The organism is Methylobacterium sp. J-070 (assembly GCF_022829385.1).
Taxonomy (GTDB): domain Bacteria; phylum Pseudomonadota; class Alphaproteobacteria; order Rhizobiales; family Beijerinckiaceae; genus Methylobacterium.
This window is the reverse complement of the sequence record NZ_JAKSXX010000246.1, coordinates 109,689-135,180: the sequence shown is the minus strand read 5'-3', so window position 1 is coordinate 135,180 and position 25,492 is coordinate 109,689. Positions and strand designations below refer to the sequence as shown.

At 68.7% G+C, this 25,492-nt stretch carries 29 protein-coding genes and 1 tRNA gene; 17 read left to right on the top strand and 13 right to left on the bottom strand.

The genetic code is table 11. From position 1 onward, the window contains the following. Window positions 1-42: 42 nt before the first annotated feature. The 3 genes from MKL01_RS29025 to MKL01_RS29015 are packed head-to-tail and all read left to right on the top strand — an operon-like array spanning window position 43 to window position 1,454. Window positions 43-297 carry a hypothetical protein gene (locus MKL01_RS29025; RefSeq protein WP_243908646.1) on the top strand — a complete coding sequence of 85 codons (255 nt, stop codon included), beginning with the start codon at window positions 43-45 and terminating at the stop codon, window positions 295-297. Window positions 298-299: 2 nt separating this feature from the next. Then, window positions 300-716 (top strand): hypothetical protein, encoded by a 417-nt coding sequence (locus MKL01_RS29020; protein WP_243908645.1) that lies wholly within the window; start codon window positions 300-302, stop codon window positions 714-716. Window positions 717-728: 12 nt separating this feature from the next. Then, on the top strand, window positions 729-1,454 hold the full coding sequence (locus MKL01_RS29015) for a hypothetical protein (protein ID WP_243908644.1): 726 nt from the start codon (window positions 729-731) through the stop codon (window positions 1,452-1,454). 148 nt (window positions 1,455-1,602) lie between these two features. Here MKL01_RS29015 and MKL01_RS29010 read toward each other — a convergent pair whose 3' ends face one another. Both MKL01_RS29010 and MKL01_RS29005 read right to left on the bottom strand, forming a co-directional pair. After that, window positions 1,603-2,451, bottom strand: coding sequence for an HNH endonuclease (locus tag MKL01_RS29010; protein WP_243908643.1), 849 nt, complete (start codon window positions 2,449-2,451; stop codon window positions 1,603-1,605). 1,548 nt (window positions 2,452-3,999) lie between these two features. Next, window positions 4,000-4,596: a hypothetical protein gene (locus MKL01_RS29005; protein WP_243908642.1), complete on the bottom strand. Its 597-nt coding sequence runs from the start codon at window positions 4,594-4,596 to the stop codon at window positions 4,000-4,002. A 112-nt stretch (window positions 4,597-4,708) separates the two neighbouring features. On the opposite strand from MKL01_RS29005, the gene MKL01_RS29000 reads away from it, so the two are divergent. Then, window positions 4,709-4,966, top strand: a complete 258-nt coding sequence (locus tag MKL01_RS29000; RefSeq protein WP_243908641.1) for a hypothetical protein — start codon at window positions 4,709-4,711, stop codon at window positions 4,964-4,966. Window positions 4,967-4,969: 3 nt separating this feature from the next. Here MKL01_RS29000 and MKL01_RS28995 read toward each other — a convergent pair whose 3' ends face one another. The 7 genes from MKL01_RS28995 to MKL01_RS28965 form a co-directional block, all read right to left on the bottom strand. After that, window positions 4,970-6,091, bottom strand: a complete 1,122-nt coding sequence (locus tag MKL01_RS28995) for a hypothetical protein (RefSeq protein WP_243908640.1) — start codon at window positions 6,089-6,091, stop codon at window positions 4,970-4,972. 239 nt (window positions 6,092-6,330) lie between these two features. Beyond that, window positions 6,331-6,837, bottom strand: a complete 507-nt coding sequence (locus MKL01_RS28990; protein ID WP_243908639.1) for a hypothetical protein — start codon at window positions 6,835-6,837, stop codon at window positions 6,331-6,333. Window positions 6,838-6,942: 105 nt separating this feature from the next. Continuing rightward, complete coding sequence (locus MKL01_RS28985) at window positions 6,943-7,596, bottom strand: Fic family protein (RefSeq protein ID WP_243908638.1); 654 nt, start codon at window positions 7,594-7,596, stop codon at window positions 6,943-6,945. A 12-nt stretch (window positions 7,597-7,608) separates the two neighbouring features. Then, window positions 7,609-7,800 (bottom strand): hypothetical protein, encoded by a 192-nt coding sequence (locus MKL01_RS28980; RefSeq protein WP_243908637.1) that lies wholly within the window; start codon window positions 7,798-7,800, stop codon window positions 7,609-7,611. Between the two features lie 220 nt (window positions 7,801-8,020). Then, a tRNA-Thr gene (locus MKL01_RS28975) sits at window positions 8,021-8,096 on the bottom strand. Window positions 8,097-8,203: 107 nt separating this feature from the next. Then, window positions 8,204-9,349, bottom strand: a complete 1,146-nt coding sequence (gene aroB, locus MKL01_RS28970) for a 3-dehydroquinate synthase (protein WP_243908636.1) — start codon at window positions 9,347-9,349, stop codon at window positions 8,204-8,206. A gap of 19 nt (window positions 9,350-9,368) precedes the next feature. Further along, window positions 9,369-9,971, bottom strand: coding sequence for a shikimate kinase (locus tag MKL01_RS28965; protein WP_243908635.1), 603 nt, complete (start codon window positions 9,969-9,971; stop codon window positions 9,369-9,371). A gap of 252 nt (window positions 9,972-10,223) precedes the next feature. Here MKL01_RS28965 and MKL01_RS28960 point away from each other — a divergent pair, with 252 nt between their 5' ends. From MKL01_RS28960 to MKL01_RS28950, 3 genes are all read left to right on the top strand, one after another. Continuing rightward, window positions 10,224-10,376, top strand: coding sequence for a histidine kinase (locus tag MKL01_RS28960; RefSeq protein WP_243908634.1), 153 nt, complete (start codon window positions 10,224-10,226; stop codon window positions 10,374-10,376). 65 nt (window positions 10,377-10,441) lie between these two features. After that, window positions 10,442-11,320: a site-specific tyrosine recombinase XerD gene (locus MKL01_RS28955; RefSeq protein ID WP_243908714.1), complete on the top strand. Its 879-nt coding sequence runs from the start codon at window positions 10,442-10,444 to the stop codon at window positions 11,318-11,320. Between the two features lie 131 nt (window positions 11,321-11,451). Beyond that, window positions 11,452-11,970, top strand: coding sequence for a MarR family winged helix-turn-helix transcriptional regulator (locus MKL01_RS28950; protein ID WP_243908633.1), 519 nt, complete (start codon window positions 11,452-11,454; stop codon window positions 11,968-11,970). A gap of 51 nt (window positions 11,971-12,021) precedes the next feature. On the opposite strand, the gene MKL01_RS28945 is transcribed toward MKL01_RS28950, so the two are convergent. Further along, on the bottom strand, window positions 12,022-12,387 hold the full coding sequence (locus MKL01_RS28945; RefSeq protein ID WP_243908632.1) for a c-type cytochrome: 366 nt from the start codon (window positions 12,385-12,387) through the stop codon (window positions 12,022-12,024). A gap of 293 nt (window positions 12,388-12,680) precedes the next feature. Here MKL01_RS28945 and MKL01_RS28940 point away from each other — a divergent pair, with 293 nt between their 5' ends. From MKL01_RS28940 to xseA, 7 genes are all read left to right on the top strand, one after another. Beyond that, entirely contained in the window at window positions 12,681-12,905 is a 225-nt protein-coding gene (locus MKL01_RS28940; RefSeq protein ID WP_243908631.1) for a hypothetical protein, read from the top strand. Window positions 12,906-13,074: 169 nt separating this feature from the next. Next, complete coding sequence (locus MKL01_RS28935) at window positions 13,075-13,338, top strand: hypothetical protein (protein WP_243908630.1); 264 nt, start codon at window positions 13,075-13,077, stop codon at window positions 13,336-13,338. 112 nt (window positions 13,339-13,450) lie between these two features. Further along, window positions 13,451-13,708: a DUF6894 family protein gene (locus tag MKL01_RS28930; protein WP_243908629.1), complete on the top strand. Its 258-nt coding sequence runs from the start codon at window positions 13,451-13,453 to the stop codon at window positions 13,706-13,708. Between the two features lie 67 nt (window positions 13,709-13,775). Next, complete coding sequence (locus MKL01_RS28925) at window positions 13,776-13,982, top strand: Rmf/CrpP family protein (RefSeq protein WP_243908628.1); 207 nt, start codon at window positions 13,776-13,778, stop codon at window positions 13,980-13,982. Then, window positions 13,982-15,298: an MFS transporter gene (locus MKL01_RS28920; RefSeq protein WP_243908627.1), complete on the top strand. Its 1,317-nt coding sequence runs from the start codon at window positions 13,982-13,984 to the stop codon at window positions 15,296-15,298. The genes MKL01_RS28925 and MKL01_RS28920 overlap by 1 nt, the downstream gene beginning before the upstream one ends. A gap of 168 nt (window positions 15,299-15,466) precedes the next feature. Continuing rightward, on the top strand, window positions 15,467-16,939 hold the full coding sequence (locus MKL01_RS28915) for an MDR family MFS transporter (RefSeq protein ID WP_243908626.1): 1,473 nt from the start codon (window positions 15,467-15,469) through the stop codon (window positions 16,937-16,939). Window positions 16,940-16,995: 56 nt separating this feature from the next. Beyond that, window positions 16,996-18,687 (top strand): exodeoxyribonuclease VII large subunit, encoded by a 1,692-nt coding sequence (gene xseA, locus MKL01_RS28910; protein WP_243908625.1) that lies wholly within the window; start codon window positions 16,996-16,998, stop codon window positions 18,685-18,687. 16 nt (window positions 18,688-18,703) lie between these two features. Here the strand turns inward: xseA and MKL01_RS28905 are convergent, their stop codons facing one another. Next, window positions 18,704-19,456 (bottom strand): GNAT family N-acetyltransferase, encoded by a 753-nt coding sequence (locus MKL01_RS28905; RefSeq protein WP_243908624.1) that lies wholly within the window; start codon window positions 19,454-19,456, stop codon window positions 18,704-18,706. A 124-nt stretch (window positions 19,457-19,580) separates the two neighbouring features. Between MKL01_RS28905 and MKL01_RS28900 the strand changes: the two genes are divergently transcribed. Together MKL01_RS28900 and MKL01_RS28895 are read left to right on the top strand one after the other, a co-directional pair. Then, on the top strand, window positions 19,581-21,005 hold the full coding sequence (locus MKL01_RS28900; RefSeq protein ID WP_243908623.1) for an alpha/beta hydrolase: 1,425 nt from the start codon (window positions 19,581-19,583) through the stop codon (window positions 21,003-21,005). After that, the gene (locus MKL01_RS28895) at window positions 21,002-22,549 is read left to right on the top strand and encodes a GMC family oxidoreductase (RefSeq protein ID WP_243908622.1); all 1,548 of its coding nucleotides are present in this window, start codon (window positions 21,002-21,004) and stop codon (window positions 22,547-22,549) included. The genes MKL01_RS28900 and MKL01_RS28895 overlap by 4 nt, the downstream gene beginning before the upstream one ends. A 7-nt stretch (window positions 22,550-22,556) precedes the next feature. Here the strand turns inward: MKL01_RS28895 and MKL01_RS28890 are convergent, their stop codons facing one another. Next, window positions 22,557-23,273 (bottom strand): GNAT family N-acetyltransferase, encoded by a 717-nt coding sequence (locus MKL01_RS28890; RefSeq protein WP_243908621.1) that lies wholly within the window; start codon window positions 23,271-23,273, stop codon window positions 22,557-22,559. After that, window positions 23,270-23,896, bottom strand: a complete 627-nt coding sequence (locus MKL01_RS28885) for an FMN-binding negative transcriptional regulator (RefSeq protein WP_243908620.1) — start codon at window positions 23,894-23,896, stop codon at window positions 23,270-23,272. Before MKL01_RS28885 ends, MKL01_RS28890 begins: the two co-directional genes overlap by 4 nt. A 100-nt stretch (window positions 23,897-23,996) precedes the next feature. Between MKL01_RS28885 and MKL01_RS28880 the strand changes: the two genes are divergently transcribed. Further along, entirely contained in the window at window positions 23,997-25,478 is a 1,482-nt protein-coding gene (locus tag MKL01_RS28880; RefSeq protein WP_243908619.1) for a PLP-dependent aminotransferase family protein, read from the top strand. Window positions 25,479-25,492 lie beyond the last annotated feature (14 nt).

Sequence of the window (25,492 nt, the reverse complement as noted above, 5' to 3'; positions counted from 1 at the left end):
GCCGCCCCCGCCTTCAGTCCTCGAACCTCCGGAGCGCCTAAGATGCCCATCCCCTCGAACACCACCCGGCCGCACGTCATGGGCGGCTCTGCTCCCATCGCGCGCGATGCCGTCCCCGCCGATCGCGACGAGGCGATCCGTAACCTGATCGCGCTGGCCCCCGAGGGAGATCGCGCCGATCTGGAGGCTCTCCTCCTGGGCGACGCCGACGGCTCCGAAAGCGACGCGGTCCACAAGCCGTCGATCCCGGCCCAGGACGCGGCCCTCTTCCCGCACATGAACCGGATCGGAGGCTGATCATGGCCGACGCCCCCATGCGCTTTTGCGCCTCGACCGGCTCATGTGGATCCCAAGTCTCACTCGGACCCTCGAACCGGGTGAAGATCGCCAAGGACCGCGCCGCCACCGACGACAAGAAGGTCGACGCGCTCCGCGAGTTCGTCGCCTCCCAGATCCGAGGTGCGGACTACAACCGGTTCGAGGATCTCCTCGACGATATCCTCGACGACGCCGAGCGGACGAACCCGACCGTCGGTCAGGACGGCAAGAACCCCCTCCAGCTTCGCCAGACCCGTCGGCTCGCACGCCAGAGCCGCATCAGGACCGCCCAGGACGCTCGCCCGACGATCGCCCAGGACAAGCGCCCGCCCGCCTCCACCGACGCCGCCGAGCGCGCTCGGATGGCGGCGATCTTCCCTCACATGTCCCGCATCTAGGGAGCTTCTGTCATGTCGTTGTCCCTCGTCGCCGCCCGCTCCCCTGCCCGCGCCCGCCTCGCGGACCTCATCGCCGCGCGCAACCGGGTCTCCGAGGTTTTGGAGGCACGACGCCGGGACAGCATCGGGTTCCCGTACGCCTTCGAGGAACGGGAGGAGAAGCTCGAAGCCGAGATCCGGCGCGCGTCGACGTCGGCCTCCCCCTCGATGTCTGAAGACCACTACCGCCGCGAGGAGACCGCCGCGCGCCGGGCCGCCGCGCTGATCCGCGGCGATGACCTGCCCGAGGAGGAGCCCACAGGGGACAAGCGCCTCGCGGCACTTCGGGTCGAGCTTGAAGAGCTTCGAGCTGAGATGCGTAGGTCCCGGATGCTGATGGAGAAGAAGCGCGAGGATGTCGCCGCTCTGGAGCGGGAACTCGGTTCCGCGGACGGCCGGATCGTCATGGCCGCGAAAGAGGTCGTGACCGCCGAGTCCGACCGTGCCGCGATCGTCGCCGAGTATGAGCACCACGCCGCCCGTGCGGCGATCCTCGGTCGCGCCCTCGATGTGGTTCGGGCCGGCAACGCCCCGCCCGACCTCCATGCCGCGCGGAACGCTGCCCTGGCGGCCGGCCCCTGCCCGTGGGCCCAGGCCGCCGAGCGGCTGCGCACTGATCCGGACGCCCCGATGCCCACGATCGAGGCGGCGCTGGCCGCCGTCGGCGGGCCGGGGCCGTCCGCCCGTGATGCTGAGTGAACCGGGTCTCCTCGCCGCGAGGGAGAGGAAATCCACACGTGGACAGGCCGTTCGATGAACCGGCCGGCGCCTAGGCCGCGGGGCGCTCTCCAAATCCCGCGCCGCTTCATGACGCGAAAGCCCCCGGCGCTTCGGTGCCGGGGGTGCTTTAGCCTAACGACCCTAGATCCGGGCACGCGTTGTTCGCTTGCTGCCGCGCTTCCTGATCGAGAGCTTGTCTCTGCTGCGGGGTGATGATGCCGGTCGTGCCGACAACGACATGATACTGGGGCGCGCCAGCTTTAGAGAATAGTCTGATATTCACGACTATATATACTTGCAATCTGACAATCTGGTATTCCCAACTAACGTCATGCAAATGTTCAGATGCAAGCGGCGCCTGTGGATCGCCGCCGACCAAGTGGCCATAGTTGTTTGATTTGCCTAGAATGATCGGTAGCACCAATGGCTTAAACGCTCCGTACCCGAATTCCGCGACAGCAAAAGAGTATGCGATCTTCGAAAGCATTCGACAGAAAAAATCTGCTCTAACTGCTCCAATGCGCAATTTATGGTTTTCGTCTTTGAGATAAGGGCGGACTTCATCTTCCGGAGCATTCGCCCAAAATCCGCACCCAATCACATCCGAGTGAAATTCTGGCAGCCCGTGGAGCACTCTCGCTTTGCCCAGTAAGGGCAGAGCGAACATATGTGGAAATTCGGAAACGGGAACGGGAGTGGCTTCTTCTCCGGCCGAAGTTTTGATAAATATATCAAGTTTCTTGGGTCTATCCTTTTTTCTTCGAGTCTTCATTCCTAGTTTTACCCGAATATTTCCAAGCATAGTTCTTTGCACAACACCTTCAAATTTTCCTGTAATAGTTGAGCAATCGTCGCAGCTGGCTAGAGGTAAAACGATGTTACCGTCCAACCCCAGCGGAATGATATGTTCTTCTCCCAACCGCCCTTTATCCTCGCCGCAGTAGATGCAGCGACCGACCGGGTCATAGGTCTTCATCGGGGCGTCGGGTTGTGCTGCCATAATGCCCGGCCTTCTCGGCTCGCGTGATAGAACTTGGTTGCGCATTCTCGTGCCGGCCAGGAAGGGGGCCGAGAAGCGGTGCCCGCTAGGTTGTGCAGCATACCCAGAATTACACGACTGTGACCTGTGTCGAGCGCCCGCCGGGGCACACTCGCATCGCCAAGAGCAGCCTCCGTAACGTTTACCAGATGAGTCTTGCCGACGCTTAGACGGCGATCACCTGACGATCCAGCGCCGTTGGCGGTCTACGAGGCCGATAACCTCGACGCGCGCTTCACCACCGAGATCATCGGCGAGCGCGACGCGACGACGGGACCTCTCGGCCGACGACCTGAACGAGCCGGACTTCGCCGAGCGGTACCTTCAACTGTGGAAAGAGGGTCCTTCCAGGGGCTCGCGTGCCGTCGGTTCCCTCTGTGGACGGCTTTTCCCACAGGGAACGAAGATCGAACAGACCTATGGTTATATCCCTGCGGAAAGTGGGTACAAACCGCCCTCGACCTTGCACGCCGGGGGAAGATGGGTTCCCCTGTCCTCAGCACGTGAGGGGGAGGCGGCCCGTCCCCTAGCAAGGCAGCCGCCTCCCATCCCAGCCACGCGCCGCGACGCGGGTCCATACCGTTCGCTCTACACGGCCACGAGGAGAAGGCGGGGTCCACACTCGCCCGAAGGCGGCTTCCAACCCCGTCTTCCCTTGACGGCTCATCCTGCATCACGTCCGGCGTTACGCGCAACGCGTACGGCTACGCGGCCGGAAACGGCTTGTTGATCGGTGTTATCTTCGGGGATACCCGCCGCGACAGCCGAGCCGATGATGCGCGCGAGAGAGGCCCCATGATGCGAGCTGCGCTGTTCGTCGCCGGGCTGGTGCTGGCGGCTCCGTCGATCGCCCGAGCCGAGGTGATCAACCTATCGTGTGGCGGAACGTATTGGACGGCCGGGCCTCCGCCCTTGACCTCGCCAGCCGCCAACATAGGCGTTTAGGTAGATCTTGAAGAGAAGAGGGTCCACGGCCTGAAAAATAAGGTTATACCTATAACTTGGATAGCGCCGACAAACATAGGGTTCAGCTTACCTTGGACTTTTGATCCAGGAGTGGACGGAAAGATTGCAGGAAGCCTAGATCGGCTTACCGGCAAACTGAGTTTGGCGGGGAATAGAGGCTTGAAGAGCGGAGAACTAGCGTTCCTGTACGAACTAGAATGCCGACCGGTGAAGCCGATATTCTAGCGTCGAAGTAGGAGGGCCGGCTCGCGGTAAGTGGACCTCGTCAGCCGAAAGGACGCCACTTAACCGCGGGAAACACCCCGCCGACTCCTTCGAGACCGATCTTGGCCTCCGAGCGACCCGCGAAGCCGTCCGGTCCTACGTCGCCGCCTCCCGGGCCGCGCGTCTCCGGGCGTTCCGATCCGACCTCCGGGCCGAAGCCGCGCTCCGCCGGACCTCCGAGGCCGCTTGATCCCGCCGGTCGGGAGCTGCTGGTCGCGATCGTCGAGCGGATCGGGCGGGAGGAGTAGCCTCCGCCTACCCGGCCAGCCGGCGCCACCACGGTTTCTGCGTCCGCGTCGTGATCTCGTGCCAACGATCCCGGTCGGCGGCGATCTCCTCGATCCGCGCGGCGGCGGCGAGACCCCTCTCGCGCTCCGCGTCGAGCCGGACCCGGAGCACGTCGATCTGCCCGCGGGCGGCGATCGCCTCTTCCCGGGCAGCAGCCGTCAAGGCTTGGACTTCATCCCGCTCGCCGATCACCGCCTTGAGAGCCGCCTCGGCTTCGTCGAGAGCCCTTTCGAGCCGGGCGATATGGGCCGAGAGAGCGGCGACGAGAGGGGCTTCGAACGGGGTCTCGACGGGGGTGTCGAGCTCGTTTTCTTCATCTTCGACCGAGGCTTCGATAGGGGTCTTGAGATACCGTTCGAACTCCTCGGCGGGGACCTCGACGCGGGTCCGGCCGTCGTTACCCGGCACCCGCCGCCAACCGTTCCGACGCACGAGCTGCCGGGCGGAAGCGGGCTTCAAGCCCAGCTCCTGCTCTAGGTCGGCGTAGGTCATGACCCGTATCGACACCCCCATCGAAGCCCCCGTCGTCAGCCCTTTCGCACCCTGTGGATGCGCGTCGGCCAAAAGTGCCTCGTAAAGGCTTTAGAAAGGGTTTCAGGCCGCACGGTTCGACATCCCTCCCCTACACGCGTTCATGTTATGTTCTAAATCCCGTTGCGAGACGGAGGGCGGCGCGATGGCGAGGCGGGGCGTGTTCGTGAGGGCCGAGGAGGTCGCCTTCCTCGAAGAGGGGCGCCTCTTCCGCCGCCGCTGCATCGAGGTTCTCACCCGCGCGAAGCCGCAGGGCCCCCTCTACGTGGCTGTCTCGCGCATCGTGGAGGGGATCGACGACGTCGCCGAGGTCGTGGCCGGCGATCGGCGGCTGTTCTACCAGCGCGACGCGACGTCTCCGGGGCCGGACCTCCCGCCCGCGAACTGGCGGACGGTGGAGTAGACGCTACGACCATGGGAATAGGATAAGCCTAACAGCGGGCCATTCCCTATTTGAGGCAGAAGCAAACATTATATAAATAAAACAGCTTACTGTGTAAATTGATATTGCCGATCTTGAAGATTGAATAAAAGAATAAAGAGCCCTCACGCGGTTGTCGGGCCATGCCTCTAACGTACCGGTTCTGATGGAATTTTTCTTCGCTTCGTTATAGAGTATCAATGCTAGTAGCGCATTGATAAAGCCTGCAACTTGCCAGAGGGGCATATTAAAGCAATCTATTAGGTTGTCTCCTAGACTTTTAAGCGGACCTAGGCTGTTTGGTAAGTGAATATCGATGATAGCAAAATATACGTAAAGCTTAAACAGGAATGATGCGACTACAAACAATGAATAGACCAAAGTTACTTTGAACCACGGTTGCTCAACAGCTAGATTTAATCGCGTATCGACATCTTTTCCAGGATTTGACTGATAAAGTACCCATAGGAGGGGCAACCAGACAATAGCTGTGCTCTTAACGGAATATCTAAGCAATAAAGAACCCAATGTTATGGGTAGTATTATCGGTAATATTGATAAAATCCAAGGCAATGCAACGAGTAGGGTAAAATAAAGTTTATTTCTCGATGTAAATTCCTTTGCAGAAATCCAATACTTTTTTAGAAGAGCATACAAGTCCCATTGTTCTTCTGTCTTCAGAGCATACGGTACTTCCTCCACTCCAGGAATCATTTTAGGGCTGCTTCTAAAATCGAGTACAAAAACATTGTAATAATAATTTTCTGGTATCATTTTTATAGCTTTAATGGGACTTATGGCGACATTAACGATAGTTGTATAAACATTGACCGCAAAAACCACGCCTACAATCGAAAAGAACATAGTAATTCCAAATAAAAAAGACCTTTCTCCCAGGAATTCTATCGTTTTATTGCAATTATTTATTGTGGCAACGGTTATCTCCTTCGATCTAATCAAAAGGAACGGAGATATACAACTAGATAGTATTATAAATTTGATCGAGCCGATTTTCCAGGCTAAAAAAGCGGCTATCGTGCTCGCTATTATAGTCTCTATAAGTGCAAGAGATGAAAATTTATTAGCTCGGAGATTGCTATTCGACATTATTATCGGCCTGAAAGCTATTAGTAGATAGCAACATATTAGTTGGTAGCTACCTGCTAGCTGCATCTTGCTCCAAAAGCGCCGTTGCCCGCTCGAAAGCCTCGCCGAGCCCCCACCACTTCGCGTCGGCGATCCGGGTGAACGCCTCGATCGTCTCGGGCTTGAGCTTGAGCTGCGCGGTGCGCCCCGTGCGCCGTCGCCGCCTCCATAATCGGGTCGGCCTCTTCGACCGGCATCGGTCAACCGGCAGGCTTGAACTTCGGGTCCCAATCCGAAGGCTCGATGTCCGGGATGTGATCCGGAAAATGTCGCGCACAAGCCAACAGGAAGTAGCCAAGAGCGTTGTCCACGAAGACATGATCGTCCCCGGCCGGCGCGCGAAGTCCCGGGCCATCCCACCGTCCATGATCGAAGCCGCCGAAGCCCTCCCCGAAGCCGAAGGGTGGCACGTATTCCTCGTCACCAGGCCTGAACGGCACGCCCCGATCCCTGCCGCAGTGCTTGGCACCGTTCGCCATGCCTTCGATCGCGTCGTACCAGTAGATTAGATCCGAACGTAGAACATCGCGGATACGCTTCAGTTCGGCTTCCGGCTTGGTTGCTGGCGGACCGGCGCGCAGCAGATAGTCTGGGATGTGGAAGGCAGCGATCGCGGACAGGTAAGCAAGCCTTCGGTCGGCGGGATTCTTCATGAACTCCCTCACCGTCGGCATGACGACAACCTCGACGTACTCGGCTGGCGTCACCTGACCGCTCCTTTCATCCCTTCACAGAATGCGCCAGAAGGATCGCGGTCCAGACCGTGTCGCGCTTCCAGGCCAACCCGTCGAGCATCATCGCCCTTTCGGCCCTCAAGGAGCCGGCAGGGCGATCGGCGGAGGCGGTGGCTGGGCTGGTCCAGCCGAGCGAAGCTGCTCCTCAACTAATTGCACGACGATCGCGTGAAGGGGTCGAAGGTCGGGGTTGCCGGTGGTCGCGTGCGTCACGTGAGCGAATTGGAGAGCCTGGCAGTAGGCGTCCCTGTGTCGGCGAATCAGCTCGGGCAGGATCGGATCGCCGGGAAGCCAACCGCCCGCTCGCAGGCAGAGCACGAAATAGCAGGCGGCTCGGGCGGTGCGCCCATTCCCATTGATGAAAGGATGGATGTTGTTGAGGCGCCATAAGACATAAGTCGCAAGGGCCACCGCGTCGGTAACGTCCCAGACGCGGTTCACCTCGTTCACGAAGTCGTCCATGAGCGCCGGTACGCGGTAGTGATCAGGCGGCCGATGCTCGCCGACCGTCACGCCGCACGGACGATAAACGCCAGCGTCGTAGTGCAGGCATGCGATCGCGTGATAGTTCAGGGCCTTAAGGATCTGCTGAGAGAAAAACGGTCGCCCGATGCCGATCGAGGCGGATACGATGGAGCGGAGAAAATCGTACTGCCGACTGCCGTTCTCCGCTTCCATCGCGCGGTAGACAGGGTGGTCCTCCCGTCCACCGGCCAGCTCATGCAGGATCATGGCGTGGGGCCGTTAGCCGCGCTGCTGCCCCTTCTGCCGGTCCAGTAGCTCGCGCACATCCTCTCGCGTGACATCACTGCTCATGGGCAACGAGCCCATTACGAAGGACAGACGCTGACGCTCGATCTGGTCGGCGGGCGGAGTCATCGTGGCCGACTGCTGCAACGCTGCCAGCAGCCGCTCATCGGTGCGAAGGTCGGTCATTGCACGCTCCTGATGCCGAGATGTGGTGTCGACTCACTCTCTCGGATCGAAAAAATATGCCCACGCCGAGATCGGTTGTCACGACGTGAGAGGCTGGGGAATCCGCCGCAGGGCGTTTCCGTTCCTGAGTGATGCCAGTTGTCCACGATAATCGTTCGACCGCTGCTTACTATCTGCTTACCGATCGTCGTTTCCGGTAAGCAAGCAGAGGGCTAAGTGATGGTGCCGCAAGAGGGATTCGAACCCCCGACCCCCTCATTACGAATGAGGTGCTCTACCAGCTGAGCTATTGCGGCCCGGGCCACGACGTGGACCCCGCGCGGCGCAAGTCGGCGCCGGGCGTGGCAGGCTCTTAGCGGCCCGACCTGCGTTAGGCAAGGCCGCCAGGGACGCGGACCCGGCGTCAGGCGCCGGTGCCGGAGGCGAGCTCGTCCTGCAGGAAGGCCGCCACCTCGGCGCGGTCCACGCCCGGCGCGATGAAGCTCTGGCCGATCCCGCGGGCGAGGATGAAGGTCAGCGCGCCGTCGCGGACCTTCTTGTCCTGCGCCATCGCATCGAGGATCGCCGCCGCATCGCCGCTGCCGCCCGGGATCGCCTGAAGGCGGGTCGGGAGGCCGGCGAGCGCCAGGTGGTTGGCGACGCGCCCGGCATCCTGACCGGCGCAGAGGCCCAGCCGGGCCGAGAACCGGAAGGCGAGCGCCAACCCGATCGCCACGGCCTCGCCGTGGACCAGCCGGTCCGGATCGTACCCCGCGAGGCGCTCGAGGGCATGGCCGAAGGTGTGGCCGAGGTTCAGGAGCGCCCGCTCGCCGTCCTCCCGCTCGTCGCGGGTCACGACCGCGGCCTTGGCCCGGCAACAGGATGCCACGGCGGCCTCGCGTTCGGGACCGCCGGCGAAGATCCCGCGCCAGTTGGCCTCGCACCAGTCGAAGAAGCCGGAATCGGCGATCAGGCCGTACTTGGCGACCTCGGCGTAGCCGGCACGCATCTCGCGCTCGGAGAGCGTGTCGAGGGCGGCGGTGTCCGCCAGGACCAGGCGGGGCTGGTGGAAGGCGCCGATCAGATTCTTTCCGAGCGGTGCGTTGATCCCGGTCTTGCCGCCGACGGAGGAATCGACCTGCGCGAGCAGGCTGGTCGGGACCTGAACGAAGCGTACGCCCCGCCGCAGGGTCGCGGCGGCGAAGCCGGCGAGGTCGCCGACCACGCCGCCGCCCAGGGCCACCACGAGGTCGCCCCGCTCGACCTTCAGCGCCAGCAGGCCGTCGCAGACCTGAGCGTAGCCCGCGTAGGATTTCGAACCCTCCCCCGGCGCCACCGTCACCACCCCGGCGTCGAGGCCGGCGCGCATCAGACTTTCCCGCAGCCGGTCGGCATAGAGCGCCCCGACCGTCCGGTCCGTGACGATCGCGGCCCGGCGGCCGCCGAGCGCCGCCACCTGCGCCCCCGCGGCGTCGATCAGGCCGCGCCCGATCCGGATGTCGTAGGCGCGGTCGCCGTCGAGGGGCACGTGGACCGTCAGGGGATCGCGTGGGGTCTGGGGCTCGGTCACGGTCGGGCTCGCTGGAATCCTACTGGGCGGCGACGGGAATGGACGACGCGCCGCTGAGATGGGCATCGAGCGCCTCCAGCACGTCCTGGACGACGCGGTCGTGCGAGACCTCCCGGGAGATCACCACGACGTCGGCCGCCGCGTAGACCGGATGGCGCACCGCCATCAGGTCGCGCATCGTCGCCTCGGGGTCCTCCGTGTGGAGCAGCGGCCGGTTCCCGCGCTTGCGCACCCGCCGCATCAGCACATCGAGATCCGCCTTGAGCCAGACCGACACCGCCGACTCGGCGATGCGCCTGCGCGTGGATTCGCGCAGGTAGGCACCGCCGCCGGTCGCCAGCACCAGCGGCCCGGCCCGGAGCAGGCGCGAGATGACGCGCTCCTCCCCGTCCCGGAAGCTCGGCTCGCCGTAGATCGCGAAGATGTCGGGGATCGTCAGGCCGGCCGCCGCCTCGATCTCGCTGTCGGCGTCCTTGAAGATCAGCCCGAGCCGGCTGGCGAGGCGACGGCCGACGGTGCTCTTGCCCGCCCCCATCAGGCCGACGAGCACGATCGAGCGCAGGCCGAGCGCCCGGCGCAGCCGCGCCTCGATCGGCTCCTCCGCCGCCTCCCCTTCGCTCATCGCCCGCTGCACCGCATCGAAATGCGTCCCTGCCTCCCTGGCGCCTCGGGCGCAGGGCGCCGGCGCGTGTATCATCCTGCGGCAGGCTCTTAGCGCGATTCAAGCGGCCAGCGAAACGCATCGCTGTGTCGTTGTGGGCCTTGTCAGCGCCTCGATCGCGTGATGGAAACCGGGCGCCCGCGGCAAGACGGGGCAAGCCCCCGCTCGCTCCGGGTCCTGCGACCGCGCCCGTCCGCCCGAGGTTCGACCGACGTGCCGACCCTATTCCGTTTCTTTGCCATCCTCGCGATCCTGGCGGGCCTGGTCTTCGCCGCCATGTTCGCGCTGGCCAACTTCGTCCAGCCGACGCCGCGGGAGATGATCGTGACCATCCCGGCCTCGAAGCTTCAGCCGGGCGCTCGTTGAACGCCCCCGGGGCCGGCGGCGAAGCCGCTCGGCCGTCCTCTCCGGACGTCGCCGAGTATCTCGACATGCTGGCCGCGGAGCGCGGGGCCGGTCTGAACACCCTGGCCGCCTACCGCCGCGATCTCGACGACTATCTCGGTTTCCTCGCCCGGTCGGGACTCGCCGTTTCGGAGGTGGAGGCCGGGACGCTCCGGGCCTTCCTGATCGACCTCGAGACCCGCGGGCTGAAGGCGTCCTCGGCGGCGCGGCGCCTGTCGTGCGTGCGCGGTTTCCACAAGTTCCTGTACGCCGAGGGCGTCGCAGAGGCCGACCCCAGCGTCGCCGTCTCGGGCCCCCGCCGGGGGCGGACCTTGCCGAAGGTCCTGTCCATCGCGGAGGTCGACCGCCTGCTGGCCGTCGCACAGGCGGCAACGTCGGCCGCCGACGGGACGCCCGGCGCGGTCCGGCGGGCGCGCCGGATGGTCTGCCTGCTCGAACTGCTCTACGCCACCGGCCTGCGCGTGTCCGAACTCGTCGCCCTGCCGCGCACCGCCGGCGCGACCCGCGAGCGCTTTCTGTTCATCAAGGGCAAGGGCGGCCGCGAACGGCTCGTGCCCCTGACGGAGGCGGCCCGCGCCGCCATGGCGGCGCACCTCACGGCGGTGCCGGAGGACACGCCGTGGCTGTTCCCCGCCGACAGCGACAGCGGCCACCTTACCCGGCAGGCCTTCGCCCGGGACCTCAAGGCTGCCGCCCTGGAGGCGGGATTGCGTCCCGACCGCGTGAGCCCGCACGTCCTGCGCCACGCCTTCGCCAGCCACCTGCTCCAGAACGGGGCCGATCTCCGCATCGTGCAGGAATTGCTGGGCCACGCCGACATCTCGACGACGCAGATCTACACGCACGTCCTCGATGAGCGCCTGAAGGCGATGGTACGCGATCTGCACCCGCTGATGGATGGTTGAAGCCCAGGCCGGAGCGATATGCACCGGACGCCGCAGACCCGGGCAATTGTATAGGTTTCGCGAACTGCCTAAGAGTGACCTGTCGCCATACCGGTATGCGAGCCCGTCTTTACCAGAGAGAGATCCTTCCTATGCCGAGTTCCACTGCTTCGCAGAGCGGCGCTAAGCCGGACCGGGCGGGGCAGGCGATCGTCGAGCAGCCGACGCGGCGGGAGCGGCAGCGCCTCGACAACCAGCTGTGCTTCGCCGTCTACGCCGCGGCTCACGCGTTCGGCCGCACCTACCGCAATCTCCTCGGTCGCTACGAGCTGACATACCCGCAATATCTCGTCCTGCTCGTGCTGTGGGAGCAGGACGGGCTGTCGGTGAAGGAGATCGGCAACCGGCTCTTCCTCGACTCCGGGACGCTGACGCCGCTGCTGAAGCGACTCGAAGCGTCGGGGCGCGTGCGGCGGGCCCGGGACAGGGTCGACGAGCGGCAGGTCAGCATCTTCCTGACCCCGGCCGGCGAGACCCTGCGCGAGGTTCTCGCCTGCGTTCCCGACGAGGCCGGCGGCCTTACCGGACTGGACCTGGAGGGCCGCAAGCGGCTGCTCGACGACCTCGTGACCCTCAGGCACGAACTCCACGCCGGTCCCGTCGCGGATTGAGACCGGGGCGGCTCGGCGGCCGCCCCGGAATGGACCGCGATGCCGTCGCGGTCAGGACTGCGTCTTGAGGTAGGCGATCACGTCGTTGATCTTCTTGTCGTCGGGGTAGCCCTGGAAGATCATCTTGGTGCCCGGCACCTTCGCCTTCGGGTTCTTCAGCCACTCGTGGAGGTTGGCCTCGTCCCAGGTGATTCCGGAATTCTTCATCGCGGCGGAGTAGCTGTAGCCCTCATAGGTGCCGGCCTTGCGTCCGACGACGCCCTTCAGGTCCGGACCGACGCCGTTCTTCTGGAAATTGTGGCACGCCTTGCAAGGGGCGAAAGCCTTCTCGCCCGCGGCCGGATCTCCGGCCTCCTGAGCCTGAACCGAAAACGGGATCAGGACGGCAAGGACGGCGCCGAGTACGACTGAACGCATGGATTTCCTCCGTTTGGCCGCCGCCGCGGCAGCGTTTGCAGCAGGACTAGCCTGCCTGGAACAGCTCTAAATGAATCCACATGCGGGGTGCAACGGCCGAGTTTCCTGAAGCCGAAATCCCGCTGTGTGGACGCAATGGCCGAGTCCGGTCACCGCTTGCCTCAACCCCATGCGTCCGCATTGGCTCCCTGCGGCACTTGGAAGCTGTGCGAAGGGGTGCTCGCGGAGTGGCCGACCGGCAGGGTGCGTGCCGTTTGCCGGCGTCTCCGAAGGTCTGTAGGCTCCTAGCCGCCGTGCGATCGAGCGAACCACCCCTTCCGGAGTGCCTGACCCGCCTGCTCGCGGCGTCGCCGACCGATGCCGCCGCGATGCCGGGACAGCGGCCGGCGCGGGCCGACGACCGGCCGTCGATGCATGCCGCCCTGGAAGCCGTCCTGCTCCGCGGCTGCGTGTACGGCGTCTCGGGCCTCGTCTGGCTCTTCGTGACGGTCCTCGTCATCCGCCATCTCGCCCGCTAGGGGCCGCATCGGCACGGCGCCCGAGCCGCCGCAGCGGATACCGCCGACCGATCCGCGTTCACGCCATCGCCCGCAACTTCTTAAGTCAGATCCGGTATCGAGGCGGCCGAAACCGTGCGGGAACAGCCCGAACGAGCGTTTTCGACTGTCTTATCGTGAGGATCGGGCAATGAGTCTGACCGGGCGTTTCTGGTTCCGGAAATCCTGGACGGGCCGCCTCGTGCTGCTGGTCGAGGAGGAACGGCCCCGCTGGTTCCGCCGCGGATCCGGCAAGCCGCGCTGGCGCAACGCCAGGCTGCTCGATTTCGCCGAACCCGAATTGCGGCCGCTGATGGCGATGGAGAAGCATCACCGCGCGGGCGGAGCTTCCGCTCAGGTCCGGACCCTCCGCCCCGTGCCGGCTGCCCCGGAGGCGCGGTCGGCCAACGGCTGAGTCCGGTCGCGGCCCCGCGATGCGCGCCGCGATCGAGGGCTGGTCCGGCGGTCCGTGATCCCCACCTGTCCGACAGGGCACCCGATCCGGGGACCCGTCATGGGTAACCGCCATGCCGCGCTACTTCTTCCACACGCAGATCGGCGCGGACACCATCGCCGATCCGGCCGGGGTCGAGCTCCGCGATCCGGACGCGGCCTGGGAGAAGGCCCGGGAGACGATCCGCGCGGCCCTGCGCGGTCCGCGCGATCAAGCCAAGCTGATGACCGCGTGCCTCGTGGTCACCGACGAGGCGGGCGACGTCGTGCTGGAATTCCCGTTCGCCGAGGCCGTGGAGTTGCCCCCGTCGGAGGATCTCACCCGTCACTGACGGCGGCGACGCCCGCGATCCGCGCCCTACATCGCGGCAAAGGCCGTTGACCAGGAGCCGCGCCGGAATGGATTCACCGCAGAACGATCTCGATGCCCGCGCCCTCGGCCGGGCTGCGCCAGGCAAGGGCCTGGCCCGCGAGGCATGCCCGTATGCGGCGGGCACCGAGGCGCGCACGCTCTGGCTCTCCGGCTACGACGACGCCGTGTCGGACGGGATCGAGCCCGTGACCGGCGGGATCGCCAAGCACCCGGTCGACGGATCGGCGCGCTGATGGACGCCCGGACCGCGCCGCGTCTCGGCGCCACCCATCCGGCCCTCGACCGCAAGGCGGTCGGCGCCGTCGTCCTCGGCAATGCCCTCGAGTTCTACGATTTCACCGTCTACGCCTTCTTCGCCAAGCCGATCGGCGAGGCCTTCTTTCCGGCCGACGACCCGACCCACAGCCTGCTGGCGTCGCTGGCCCTGTTCGGCATCGGCTACGTCATGCGGCCGATCGGCGGGGTCGTGATCGGCGCCTTCGCCGACCGGGCCGGGCGCAAGCCGGCGATGCTGATCACCATCGCGCTGATGGCGCTCGGGATGCTGATGCTGGCGGCCTGCCCGTCCTATGCGGCGATCGGTGGCTGGGCGCAGGCGATCGTGATCGCGGGGCGCCTCGTCCAGGGACTCGCCCTCGGCGGCGAAGTCGGTCCGTCGACGGCCTACCTGCTGGAGGCGGCGCCCCCGGACCGACGCGGCTTCGTGACGAGCTGGCAGATCGCCAGCCAGGGCTGCGCCGCCCTGTTCGCCGGGATCGTCGCGACCGCCCTGGCGCTCGCCGTCGGCGACCAGGCCATGGCCCGCTGGGGCTGGCGGCTGATGTTCGCCCTCGGCCTGTGCGTCGTGCCGATCGGCCTCGTCATCCGCAGCCACCTGCCGGAGACGGCGGGTGCCGAGGCGGATCCGCACGCGGCCTCCTCGACCCTGGCGGTGGTTGGGCGGCTCCTGCGCGGGCACGGCCGCCTGCTGGGCCTGACCTTCCTGGTCATCGCCGCCTCGACCGTGTCCAACGCGGTCGGCACCAACATGCCGGTCTTCGCCGGCGCGACCCTGGGCCTGAGCGAGACGGCCGCCACCGCGGTGCCGATCGCCCTGGGTCTCGCCTCCGTGGTGTTCCCGTTGCTCGGCGGCTGGCTGGCGGACCGCGTCGGCCGGCGCCCGGTGATGATCTGGCCGCGCGCGCTGATCCTGATCCTGGTGGTCCCGGCCTTCGCCTGGGTGGTGAAGGCGCCGAGCGCGGCGAGCGTCTACGCGGTCACGTTCCTCCTCTCGGCCCTGTCCTCCATCAACGCCGCCGCGGTGATCGTCGGGATACCGGAGGCGCTGCCGCGGGCGGTCCGCAGCGCCGGCCTGTCGATCGTCTACGCGCTGTCCGTCTCGGTCTTCGGCGGCAGCACCAACTACGTGGTGAATTGGCTGATCGCCGCGACCGGAGACCGCCTCGCGCCGGCCTACTACCTCGCCGCCTTCAGCCTGATCGGGACCGTCGCGGCCTTCCTGCTCCCGGAGACCCGCGGACGCGATCTCGACGCCCAGTCGGAGGCCTGAGCGCGGCACCGGATACGTGCGCTCCGCACATCGGGACGCGCACACCATGCGTGTGCGGCAGGGCGCGGCGACTCCCGATGTGCGTTCCCGCACGCCCCCCGACAGGGAAGGCGCGCGGGGCCGGGCTGAAGGCTAGGTCGGCGCGCGCGGCGGGCCTAGACCGGCGCAATGCCCACCCCTCCGGAAACGCGCCGTCCCCTGGTCCTCGCCGCGGTGATGGCGGCGATGTTCATGATCGCCATCGAGGCGACGATCGTCTCGACGGCGATGCCGCAGATCGCCGGGCAACTCGGCGATCTCCACCTCTACGCCTGGGTGTTCGCGTCCTTCCTGCTGACCCAGACGGCGACCACGGTCGTCTTCGGCAAGCTGTCGGATCTCTACGGCCGTCGGCCGGTGCTGCTGTTCGGGATCGCGGTGTTCCTGCTGGGCTCCCTGCTCTGCGGCTTCGCTTGGTCGATGCCGTCGCTGATCCTGTTCCGCCTGGTGCAGGGCGTCGGCGCGGGGGCGATCCAGCCGGTCAGCCTCACCGTCGTCGGCGACCTCTACCCGGCGCGGGAACGGGGCCGGGTCCAGGGCTACCTGGCGAGCGTCTGGGGCATCTCGTCGGTGGCCGGGCCGCTGGTCGGCGGCCTGATCATCGGTCACGTGAGCTGGCCCTGGATCTTCTGGATCAACCTGCCCATCGGCGTCTTCGCGGCCGGCCTGTTTTTCCGCTTCCTCCACGAGGGCGTGGAGCGCCGCAGCCGGCAGATCGACGTCCTCGGCGCGGCGCTCTTCACCGCGGCCATCGCGGCTCTGATGATCGCGCTGACCGAAGCGGGCGACTCGGCCGAGGCGGCCTTGTGGCCGGCCGTCGGCTTCGTGGTCGCGGCGATCCTGTTCGTGCTGCAGGAGCGGCGCGCCGCGGATCCGATGCTCGACATCCGCCTGTGGATGCAGCGCCCGATCGCCACGGCCAACACCGCGACCCTGCTGTCCGGCATGACGGTGATCGGGCTCACCGCGTTCCTGCCGATGTACGTGCAGGGCGTCCTGCGGCAATCGCCGCTGATCGCCGGCCTGACGCTCACCCTGATGGTGCTCGGCTGGCCGGTCGGCGCCACCACGGCGGCGCGCAGCTTCGTGCGCTTCGGGCTGCGCCCGGTCCTGCTGGTCGGCGCGATCCTGCTGCCGCTGGGGGCAACGGCCTTCGTCGCGCTCGGTCCAGACACCTCGCCCATCGTGGCGGCCTGCGGCTCGGTGGTGATGGGCCTCGGCATGGGCTTCCTGTCGACCGCCGCCATCGTGATCATCCAGGACAGCGTGACCTGGGCTCAGCGCGGGGCAGCGACGGCCTCGAACATCTTCGCGCGCAATCTCGGCTCGACGCTCGGCGCCACCGCGCTGGGCGCCGTTCTGAACTACCGGCTCGCCCATCCCTCCGACGGGCCCGCGGTCAGCTCCGACGCGTTGAGACGCCTGCTCGACGATCCGGCGAGCCTGGGGGCCGGCGGCGACGCGATCCGGGACGGGCTCCAGCACGCGCTGCATGGCACGTTCCTGACGGTCTTCGCCGTGGCGTCGCTGACGCTGGTGCTGTCGCTCCTGGTCCCGCGGGTGGCGATCTCGGATGCGCCGCGCGAACTCGCCGTAGAGTAGACGGCGTGGCCGGCGTGCCGCTTCCGTGCGGGCGCATCATGTTCTAGCGTCGGACCATGCCCCTCGTGCCGCCCCCGCGCCCCGCAGCACCGCCCGCGGCGGACATCCCACCGTCCAGCGTGCTCAACGCCAACCAGCCCGAATGGTCGGTGGGCGAGCTGGCGGGCGCGCTGAAGCGCACCCTCGAGGACGCGTTCGGCCACGTGCGGCTGCGCGGCGAGATCTCGGGCTACCGCGGCCAGCACGGCTCCGGCCACGCGTATTTCTCCCTGAAGGACGGGCAGGCGCGCATCGACGCGGTGGTCTGGAAGGGTGTGTTCGGACGCCTGCGCCAGAAGCCCCAGGAAGGGCTTGAGGTCGTCGCCACCGGGCGCATCACCACCTTCGCGGGGAAATCCTCGTACCAGATCGTGGTCGAGAGCCTGGAGCCGGCGGGGCTCGGCGCCTGGATGGCCCTGCTGGAGGAGCGCAAGAAGCAGCTCGCCGCCGAGGGCCTGTTCGCCCCCGAGCACAAGCGGGCGATCCCCTATCTGCCGCGCGTGGTCGGCGTCGTCACCTCGCCCACCGGGGCGGTGATCCGCGACATCCTCCACCGGCTGGAGGATCGCTTTCCCCGTCCGGTCCTGGTCTGGCCGGTGCGGGTCCAGGGCGACGGCGCGGCCGAGGAGGTCGCGGCCGCGATCCGCGGCTTCAACGCGCTCCCGGCCGGGGGCCCGATCCCGCGCCCGGACGTGCTGATCGTCGCCCGCGGCGGCGGCTCCATCGAGGACCTGTGGGCGTTCAACGAGGAATGCGTCGTCCGCGCCGCGTTCGCGAGCGCGATCCCGCTGATCTCGGCGGTCGGGCACGAGACCGACACCACCCTGATCGACCACGTCTCCGACCGCCGCGCACCGACGCCGACGGGGGCCGCCGAGATGGCCGTGCCGGTCCGGGCCGACCTGATCGCCGCCGTGGCGGATTTCGCCGCCCGCGGCATCGGCGCCGTCGGACGCCGCATCGAGCGCGACCGGTCGGACCTGCGGGCCCTCGCGCGCGCTTTGCCGAGTGCCGACACCGTGCTGGCGGCCAAGCGCCAGCGGCTCGATCTCGCCGAGGCGCGCCTCGCCCCGGCTCTGGCGGCGGGCGCGAGCCGGCACCGCGCCCGGCTCCAGCTCCTGCTCGACCGGCTGGCCCGGCGCTCGCCCGACGTTGCGCTCGCCAACGCCCGCGCCCGGCTGGCCCGGATCGACCATCGGCCGCTCCAGGCCCTGCGCAACGACGTCCAGCGCCGGGGCGAGGCCCTGGTGCAGCTCGGGCGCCGCCTCGTCGTCGCCCGCGACGCGAGCCTGGAGCGGGCGCGGGCCTTGCAGGGCCGCCGGACCGATCGTCTGATCGCGCTGTCGGACCGTCTGGCGCAGGCCGGCGCGCGCGGCGTCGAGCGGCGGCGCGATCGGCTGGAGGGGCTCGCCGGCTTGCTGGGCTCGCTCAGCTACCGCGCCGTGCTGGAGCGCGGCTACGTGCTGGTGCGCGATGCCGCCGGGATGCCGGTCCGCCGCGCCGCGGATGCGGCCGCCGCCCTCCGCCTCAGCCTGCAATTCGCCGATGGGACCGTGGCGGCGGTGCCGGAGGGTGGATCGGAGCCGGCCGCGCCCGCCAGGACCGGGCGTCAGGTCGGTCCGGCCTCGGCCTCCGGCCGCGCCGCGGACAAGCGGGCGGCGGCGAAGCCGGCGCCCCCGGCCCGGCAGCGGTCGCTGTTCGACGCCTGAGGCCGGACCCGCGGCGTCAGGCCGGCTCGGACGCCGCCCGGTAGTGATACCGGTACAATTCCCGCGTGAAGCCGAGCGCGCGATAGAGCGCCCGGGCCGGCGTGTTCGCCGCCACGACCTGCAGGCAGGCGGCCCCGGCACCCTGCGCCCGGCCCCAGTGGAGCAGCGCCCCGACGGCGCGGCGGCCATGGCCGCGGCCCCGCAGGGGTGCGGGCACCGCCACCGATTCGATGACCAGCCACTCGCGATCGAGCACCCCGAAGGCGATGGCGCCGATCCCGCCCTCCGCCTCCGCCGCCGCGAAGGCCCGGGGCACCGCCAGGGCGGCGACCGTCTCGCGGAACGCCAGGACGGCCGCGGGGTCGGCGCGGTTGATCCCGTCGCGGAGCGCCAGCCAGGCGTCGCCGGGGGCCGCCGCCACCGCGACGGCGGGGTCGGGCTCCGCAGGCAGGTCGTCGAGGTCGCGGACGAGGGTGCAGGTCTCGTCCAGGACGGTATAACCGCGGCGCGCGAGGAGCGGCTCCATCTGGGGCGCGATGGTGGGTACCCGGAAGATCGCGCGCTGCCCGAGGCGGGCATAGATCGCTCCGGCCGCCTCGATCGCCGGCTCCGGCGCGCCGCTGCCGCGCAGGGGGTTCACCGAGTTCTGCCGTTTGGAAGGCCCACCCGCGGCCCGCAGCAGGTAGCCGTCGACCAGAAGCTGGCGCGAGCTCGGCCAGGCGTTGAGACAGGCCTCCTCCACGCGCCAGGCGCACGCGAGATCCGACATGGCGGTCACCTCCCGGGCGCTGCTTACACGGTGCCGGGACTTGGCCGAAGACCGCCCGCCAAGACTTCGGCCATGCGGCGTCTCGTACGCTTGAAGCGTCCTGCAGGCGCGCGATGTCTCCGCGATGTCTGAACCCGAAGTCCTGTTCTGCCTGCACTTCCTGGGCGGCAGCGCCCGAAGCTGGGGCCCGCTCGCGCGCGCCCTCGACGGAACGCCGACGTGCCACCCGGTGGATCTGCCCGGCTTCGGCGAAGCCGCCGGCAGGACGGCGTTCTCGGTCGACGCGATGGCCGACCACGTCGACGCCGTGATCAGCGCCCATAAGACCGCGCGCTTCGGAATCGCCGGCCACAGCATGGGGGCCAAGGTGGCGCTGGCCCTCGCGCGCCGGTCCGAGGATGGCGCGCCGGGCCTGGCCGGCCTCACGGACCTGATCCTGGTCTCGGGCTCGCCGCCGAGCCCCGAACCCATTCCCGAGGACCGCCGTGCCCGGATGCGCGCCTGGATCGACGCGGATGCGGAGACGCGGCGGCGGGAGGCGCAGGCTTTCGTGCGCGAGAATGTCGGATCGGCCCTGGATCCCGACACGGAGGCCCTCTGCGTCGCAGACGTGCTCCGGGCGTCGCCGGACGCCTGGAAGGCATGGCTCGACGCCGGATCCCGCGAGGATTGGTGCCGCCGCATCGGGGTTCTGCGCACGCCTGCGCTGATCCTCGCGGGCTCCGAGGATGCCGACCTCGGGCCCGACGCGCAGCGCGCCCTGATGGCGCCGCATCTCGCGCGTCATCGCCTCGTCACGGTGGAGGGCGTCGGGCACCTCCTGCCGCTGGAACGTCCCGAGATCCTGGCCGCCCGGCTGCGCGATCACATCGGCGCCCGGCCGCGCGATCCCGCGCCCCTCGCCCCGGCGATACCGGTCGCCTATCAAGCCCTGATCGCCTCCGAGCGGGTGAACAGCCGGCTGCGCGCGGCCCTCGACACCCGCGCGGAGGCCGACGACCCCGCCTACCGGCCGGAGGCCCTCGATCCGGTGGAACTCGCGATCCTGCGCGCCGTCCTCGCCCGCGTCCTGCCGGTCGAGGACATCGACCTCGCGGCCCGGCTCGATCGGCGGCTCGCCGCCGTGGACGGGGACGGCTGGCGCTTCGTGGCGCTGCCCCTGGACGCGGAGGCCTACGCGGCCGCCTTGCGCACCCTCGATGCCGCGGCCCGCGCGGTGCGCGGTCGCCCCTTCGTGACGCTGGACGAGCCGTATCAGGACGGGTTGCTGAGCCTCGCCCAGCGCGGCGAGCTGACGGTGCCGGAGCGTCTCGGCGGCCGGCTCGATGCGGATCGGATGCGGTTCTGGTTCGAGGATCTGCGTGCCGACGCGACCCGGCTCTGGCTCGCCCATCCGGCCGCCCTGGCGCGGATCGGCTTCTCGGGCATCGGCGCGGGCGGCGACAGGCCGGGCGAGATCGCCGACGGGCTTCCGGGCTTCGGCGAGGTCGGGCTCGACGCCCCCGAGCCCTGGGAGCCACGATCCGCAAACGCCGAGGTGACGCCATGAACTTCGACGGCATGCGCGCCCACCGCGACGAGGATGTCGTCGATGCTGTCGTCGTGGGCACCGGAGCCGGCGGTGCCCCCCTGCTGGCGCGCCTCGCCGCGGCCGGCCTGAAGGTCGTGGCCCTGGAGGCGGGACCGAATTTCACGCCGGAGCGCTTCGCCTTCGACGAGACGCTCGCCGACGAGATCTACTGGACCGAGGAACGCCTGAGCGGCGGCCCGACGCCCGAGGCCTTCGGCGCCAACAACAGCGGCACCGGAGTCGGCGGCTCGACCCTCCACTGGGGCGCCTTCGTGCCCCGCGCCGACGCCCGCGACCTGCGGCTCCGGACGGAGACCGGCGAGGGCGTCGACTGGCCGCTGACCTACGAGGAGCTTGTCCCGTTCTACGAGCGGGTCGAAGGCTTCCTCGGCGTCTCGGGGGCGCAGGCCTATCCCTGGGATCCCGACCGGCGCTACCCGCTCCCGCCGGTGCCGCGCAACGGCCCGGCGCAGATCATGGCCGGCGCCTGCGACGCACTCGGGATCCGCTGGGCCGATGCCCCGGCGGCCGTGGTGTCGCGGGATTTCGACTCCGCGGGCGGACCGCGGCGCAACGCCTGCATCAACTGCGGCTTCTGCCACCAGGGCTGCCGCACCGGCGCCAAGGCGAGCATGGACGTGACCTACCTGCCGCTGGCCCTGACCCACGGTGCGGAGATCCGGGCCGAGGCGTTCGTGCACGGCCTGGAACGCGGCGCCGACGGCCGCGTCACCGCGGTGGTCTACCGGCAGGGCGGCGTGGACCGGCGCCAGCGCTGCGCGGCCGTGTTCCTCTGCGCCGGCGCCGTCGAGACGCCGCGGCTGCTCCTGCATCTCGGGCTCGGCAATTCCAGCGATCAGGTCGGACGCAACTACATGGGCCACGTGGCCACGCAGGTCTGGGGCACCTTCCCCCACGAGGTGCGGATGAACCGTGGCTATCCGTCGTCGCTGATCACCGAGGACTTCCTGCGGTCGGATGCGGATTTTGCCGGCGGCTACCTGATCCAGAGCCTCGGGGTCGTGCCGGTGACGTTCGGCAACGCGGTGGCGCGCGGGCGCGGCCTGTGGGGGAAGCCGCTCCTCGACTACCTCGACCGCTACAACCGGCTGGCGGGGATCGGCATCAACGGCGAGACCCTGCCCTGCGACACGAACGTGCTGACCCTGTCGGACGAGACCGACCGGCACGGCATGCCCAAGGCCCGGATCAGCTTCGGCTACGGCACCAACGAGAACCGCCTCAACGCGCACGCCACGAAGGTGATGCGCAAGCTGTGGGAAGCCGCCGGCGCCGAGGACATCTGGGTGATGGAACGCGTCGCCCACACGATCGGCACCTGCCGGATGGGGCGCGACGGCGCCAGCGCCGTGGTCGATCCCTACGGCCGCAGCTTCGACATCGACAACCTGTGGATCTGCGACGGCTCGACCTTCCCGAGTTCCCTCGCGGCGAACCCGGCCCTGACCATCATGGCGCTGAGCCTGCGCAGCGCCGAGGCCTTCCTGGTCGGCCGTCCCTGAACCGCCCTCACCCGGCCCCGGCACGGAGTTCCGCGAGCCCGCGCCGCTGCCGCCCGTCGGCGTCGAAATTGACCGGGTCGAGCCACGCCGCGAAGCCGGCGCGCAGGAGCGGCCATTCCGCATCGGTGACCGAGAACCACGCGGTGTCGCGCGATCGCCCCTTCACCACGACGGCGTTGCGGAAGATGCCCTCGAAGGTGAAGCCCAGGCGGAGCGCCGCCGCCCGGGACGGGGCGTTGAGGCTGTCGCATTTCCACTCGTAGCGGCGGTATCCGAGTTCGTCGAAGGCGCGGCTCATCATCAGCGCCATCGCCTCCGTGGCGGCGGCGGCGCGCTGCAGCTTCGGCCCGAAATGGAGATGTCCGACCTCGATCACGCCGTTGTTCGGATCGATCCGCAGGTACGACGCGAGGCCCAGGGGCTCGCCGCTCCCGGCATCGAGGATCGTGTGGAACAGTGGGTCCGCGCTTGCCGCCCGCGCCTCCAGCCGCGTCCGGAAGTCGGCCTCGCTCTCGGGCATCTCGTCCGGAAGATAGGTCCAGCCGCGCCGGTCGGGCGCCCCGCTATAGGCGGCGAACAGGCCCGCCGCATGGGCGGCGGCGTCGAGCGGCACGACCCGGCAGGTGCGGCCCGTCATGGGCGTCCGCGGCGGGAACGGGCGCGGGCTCCAGTCCGGAAGGGCCGGGCCGATCGGCTGGCCGAAGGCGTCGACGCGCATGCTCATGATCCGCTCCGCGCCGCGACGAGGTCGGCGAGCGTTGTCTCGCCGTCCGCCCGGAACCCCGCGACGACACCGTCCCGGTCCTCGACCGGCCTGTTCTGGCTCATCTTCCACTTCCCCTCGATGCGGGTGATCGGTATCTCTACCCCGATCAGCGCCCGGACCTGCGCGGCCACGAACGGGGCCGGCGCATCCGAGACCGCCCAGGGCTCGGCGCGGGGCGCCTCGCGCAGGGCGGTGAGATCGGCGATCTGGCCTGCCAGCCAGGTCGCATCCTGGATCACGCGCGGGCGTCCCCACGCGTGGACCGTCGCGTAGTTCCAGGTCGGCACCACCCGCCCGTGCGCGCGCTTGCTCGCGTACCAGCCCGGCGTGACGTAGCCCTGGGGTCCCTGGAACACGATCAGGCATTCCGACACCGCGGCGAGGTCCTGTCCCTGCGGGTTCGCCCGGGCGAGATGGGCCCGGAGCGTCCCGTGCGGGCCCGCCTCGTCGAGCAGGAACGGGATCGGGTTTGCCAGGAGCCCGGCCGGGCCGGCCGTGATCAGGAGGCCGAGGGGATGGGTGCGGATCAGCGCGTGCTGCGCGGCCCGCGAATCCTCCCGGAAGTGCGGCGGCTGGTACATGAGGTCCGATCCGAGCGACATCGTCAGACCGGCTGATTGACCCGCCGGCGGACCAAGGGAAAGGTCCAGTTTCCGAAACCCGACTGGACCAGTTCGTGCCGTGACCCGGGCCATTCCCCCCCTGTCCGTCAGCCTCGACGCCGCCTCGCCTTCGCCGCTGCACGCCCAGCTGCGCGAGGCCCTGCGCGCCGCGATCCTGGACCGGCGCCTGCCCCGGGGCGCCCGGCTCCCGCCGTCGCGGATGCTGGCGGCGGATCTCGGCTGCGCCCGGGGCACGGTGGTTCTCGCCCTGGAGCAGCTCACCGCGGAGGGTTACCTGACGGCGCGGATCGGTTCGGCCACGCGCGTGGCCGCGACGATTCCCGACGATGCCGTCCCGCGCGCCGTGACGGCCGACCCGCCGGCAGCGGCGTTGCCGCCGAGCCTGTCGCGGCGCGGCGCCCGCCTGGTCGGCGCCGCGCCGCGGCGCTTCATGGCCGGACCGGACGTGCCGGATGCCTTCGCGCTCGGGCGCCCGGCGGTCGACGCCTTCCCGTACCCCGTGTGGGCGCGCCTGCTCCAGGCCGAGTGGCGCCACGGCCCGATCGAGCGGCCAGACCCCCGCGGCTCGCCTGCGCTCAGGGGGGCGATCGCCGCCCATCTCGGGCAGGCCCGGGGCGTCGTCTGCGAGGCGGACGAGGTGATCGTCACGGCCGGCATCCGCCAGAGCCTCCGGCTGATCGCGGAGCTGCTCCTTGACCCGGGCGAGACCGCCCTGGTCGAGGAGCCGGGCTTCCCCGGCATCGCGCAGGCGCTCGCGGCCGCGGGCCTGCGACCCGTCCCCGTGCCGATCGGATCGGGCGGACTGGCGGCTGCGCGGGCGGCCTCTCTGGCGCCCGCGGCGAGGCTCGCCGTGGTGACGCCGGCCCACCATTATCCCCTCGGGCAGGCCATGAGCCTGGAGAACAGGCTCGACCTGCTCTCCTGGGCGGAGACCGGCTCGGGCTGGATCGTGGAGGACGATTACGACGGCGCCTACCGGTACGCCGGACGCCCGCTCGCGCCGCTGCGCACCCTCGATCGCTCCGGCCGCGTGATCTACGTCGGCAGCTTCTCGAAGCTGCTGCTGCCCGCCATGGGGCTCAGCTATCTCGTCCTGCCGCGCGGGCTCGTCGCGCCGGTGCACCACGCCCTGACCGAGACCGGTCCGGCGCCGCCGGTGATCGGCCAATGGGCGCTGGCCCGCTTCATCGAGGACGGACACTTGGCGAGCCACCTGCGCCGGACGCGTCGTCTCTACGCCCTGCGTCAGGCGGCGCTCGTCGAGGCCGCCGGCCGCATCGCCGACGGCCTCGTCGCGATCACCCCGATGGAGGGCGGGATGCATCTCATCGCCCGGCCGGGGCCCGCCTGGCCCGCGGGGCTCACCGATACGGCGGCCACGGACGCGCTCGGACGCGCCGGGATCTCCGCCGTGGCCCTCTCGGCCTACTACGCCGGACGACCGGCGGAGGGCCTGCTGCTCGGCTACGCGGCGGTGCCGGAACGCGCCATGGATCCGGCAATGCGGCTTTTGGCCGAGACTCTGCGGCTCGCCGCGTAACGCGGCTTCCGACG

Excerpts from the sequence above, each read along its gene's own strand:
- MKL01_RS29025 (WP_243908646.1), top strand. The coding sequence starts at position 43 with ATGCCCATCCCCTCGAACACCACCCGGCCGCACGTCATGGGCGGCTCT.
- MKL01_RS29020 (WP_243908645.1), top strand. The coding sequence starts at position 300 with ATGGCCGACGCCCCCATGCGCTTTTGCGCCTCGACCGGCTCATGTGGA.
- MKL01_RS29015 (WP_243908644.1), top strand. The coding sequence starts at position 729 with ATGTCGTTGTCCCTCGTCGCCGCCCGCTCCCCTGCCCGCGCCCGCCTC.
- MKL01_RS29010 (WP_243908643.1), bottom strand. The coding sequence starts at position 2,451 with ATGAAGACCTATGACCCGGTCGGTCGCTGCATCTACTGCGGCGAGGAT.
- MKL01_RS29000 (WP_243908641.1), top strand. The coding sequence starts at position 4,709 with ATGGCGAGGCGGGGCGTGTTCGTGAGGGCCGAGGAGGTCGCCTTCCTC.
- MKL01_RS28995 (WP_243908640.1), bottom strand. The coding sequence starts at position 6,091 with ATGTCGAATAGCAATCTCCGAGCTAATAAATTTTCATCTCTTGCACTT.
- MKL01_RS28985 (WP_243908638.1), bottom strand. The coding sequence starts at position 7,596 with ATGATCCTGCATGAGCTGGCCGGTGGACGGGAGGACCACCCTGTCTAC.
- MKL01_RS28980 (WP_243908637.1), bottom strand. The coding sequence starts at position 7,800 with ATGACCGACCTTCGCACCGATGAGCGGCTGCTGGCAGCGTTGCAGCAG.
- MKL01_RS28965 (WP_243908635.1), bottom strand. The coding sequence starts at position 9,971 with ATGAGCGAAGGGGAGGCGGCGGAGGAGCCGATCGAGGCGCGGCTGCGC.
- MKL01_RS28955 (WP_243908714.1), top strand. The coding sequence starts at position 10,442 with ATGCTGGCCGCGGAGCGCGGGGCCGGTCTGAACACCCTGGCCGCCTAC.
- MKL01_RS28950 (WP_243908633.1), top strand. The coding sequence starts at position 11,452 with ATGCCGAGTTCCACTGCTTCGCAGAGCGGCGCTAAGCCGGACCGGGCG.
- MKL01_RS28945 (WP_243908632.1), bottom strand. The coding sequence starts at position 12,387 with ATGCGTTCAGTCGTACTCGGCGCCGTCCTTGCCGTCCTGATCCCGTTT.
- MKL01_RS28935 (WP_243908630.1), top strand. The coding sequence starts at position 13,075 with ATGAGTCTGACCGGGCGTTTCTGGTTCCGGAAATCCTGGACGGGCCGC.
- MKL01_RS28930 (WP_243908629.1), top strand. The coding sequence starts at position 13,451 with ATGCCGCGCTACTTCTTCCACACGCAGATCGGCGCGGACACCATCGCC.
- MKL01_RS28925 (WP_243908628.1), top strand. The coding sequence starts at position 13,776 with ATGGATTCACCGCAGAACGATCTCGATGCCCGCGCCCTCGGCCGGGCT.
- MKL01_RS28920 (WP_243908627.1), top strand. The coding sequence starts at position 13,982 with ATGGACGCCCGGACCGCGCCGCGTCTCGGCGCCACCCATCCGGCCCTC.
- MKL01_RS28915 (WP_243908626.1), top strand. The coding sequence starts at position 15,467 with ATGCCCACCCCTCCGGAAACGCGCCGTCCCCTGGTCCTCGCCGCGGTG.
- xseA (WP_243908625.1), top strand. The coding sequence starts at position 16,996 with ATGCCCCTCGTGCCGCCCCCGCGCCCCGCAGCACCGCCCGCGGCGGAC.
- MKL01_RS28905 (WP_243908624.1), bottom strand. The coding sequence starts at position 19,456 with ATGTCGGATCTCGCGTGCGCCTGGCGCGTGGAGGAGGCCTGTCTCAAC.
- MKL01_RS28900 (WP_243908623.1), top strand. The coding sequence starts at position 19,581 with ATGTCTGAACCCGAAGTCCTGTTCTGCCTGCACTTCCTGGGCGGCAGC.
- MKL01_RS28895 (WP_243908622.1), top strand. The coding sequence starts at position 21,002 with ATGAACTTCGACGGCATGCGCGCCCACCGCGACGAGGATGTCGTCGAT.
- MKL01_RS28890 (WP_243908621.1), bottom strand. The coding sequence starts at position 23,273 with ATGAGCATGCGCGTCGACGCCTTCGGCCAGCCGATCGGCCCGGCCCTT.
- MKL01_RS28885 (WP_243908620.1), bottom strand. The coding sequence starts at position 23,896 with ATGTACCAGCCGCCGCACTTCCGGGAGGATTCGCGGGCCGCGCAGCAC.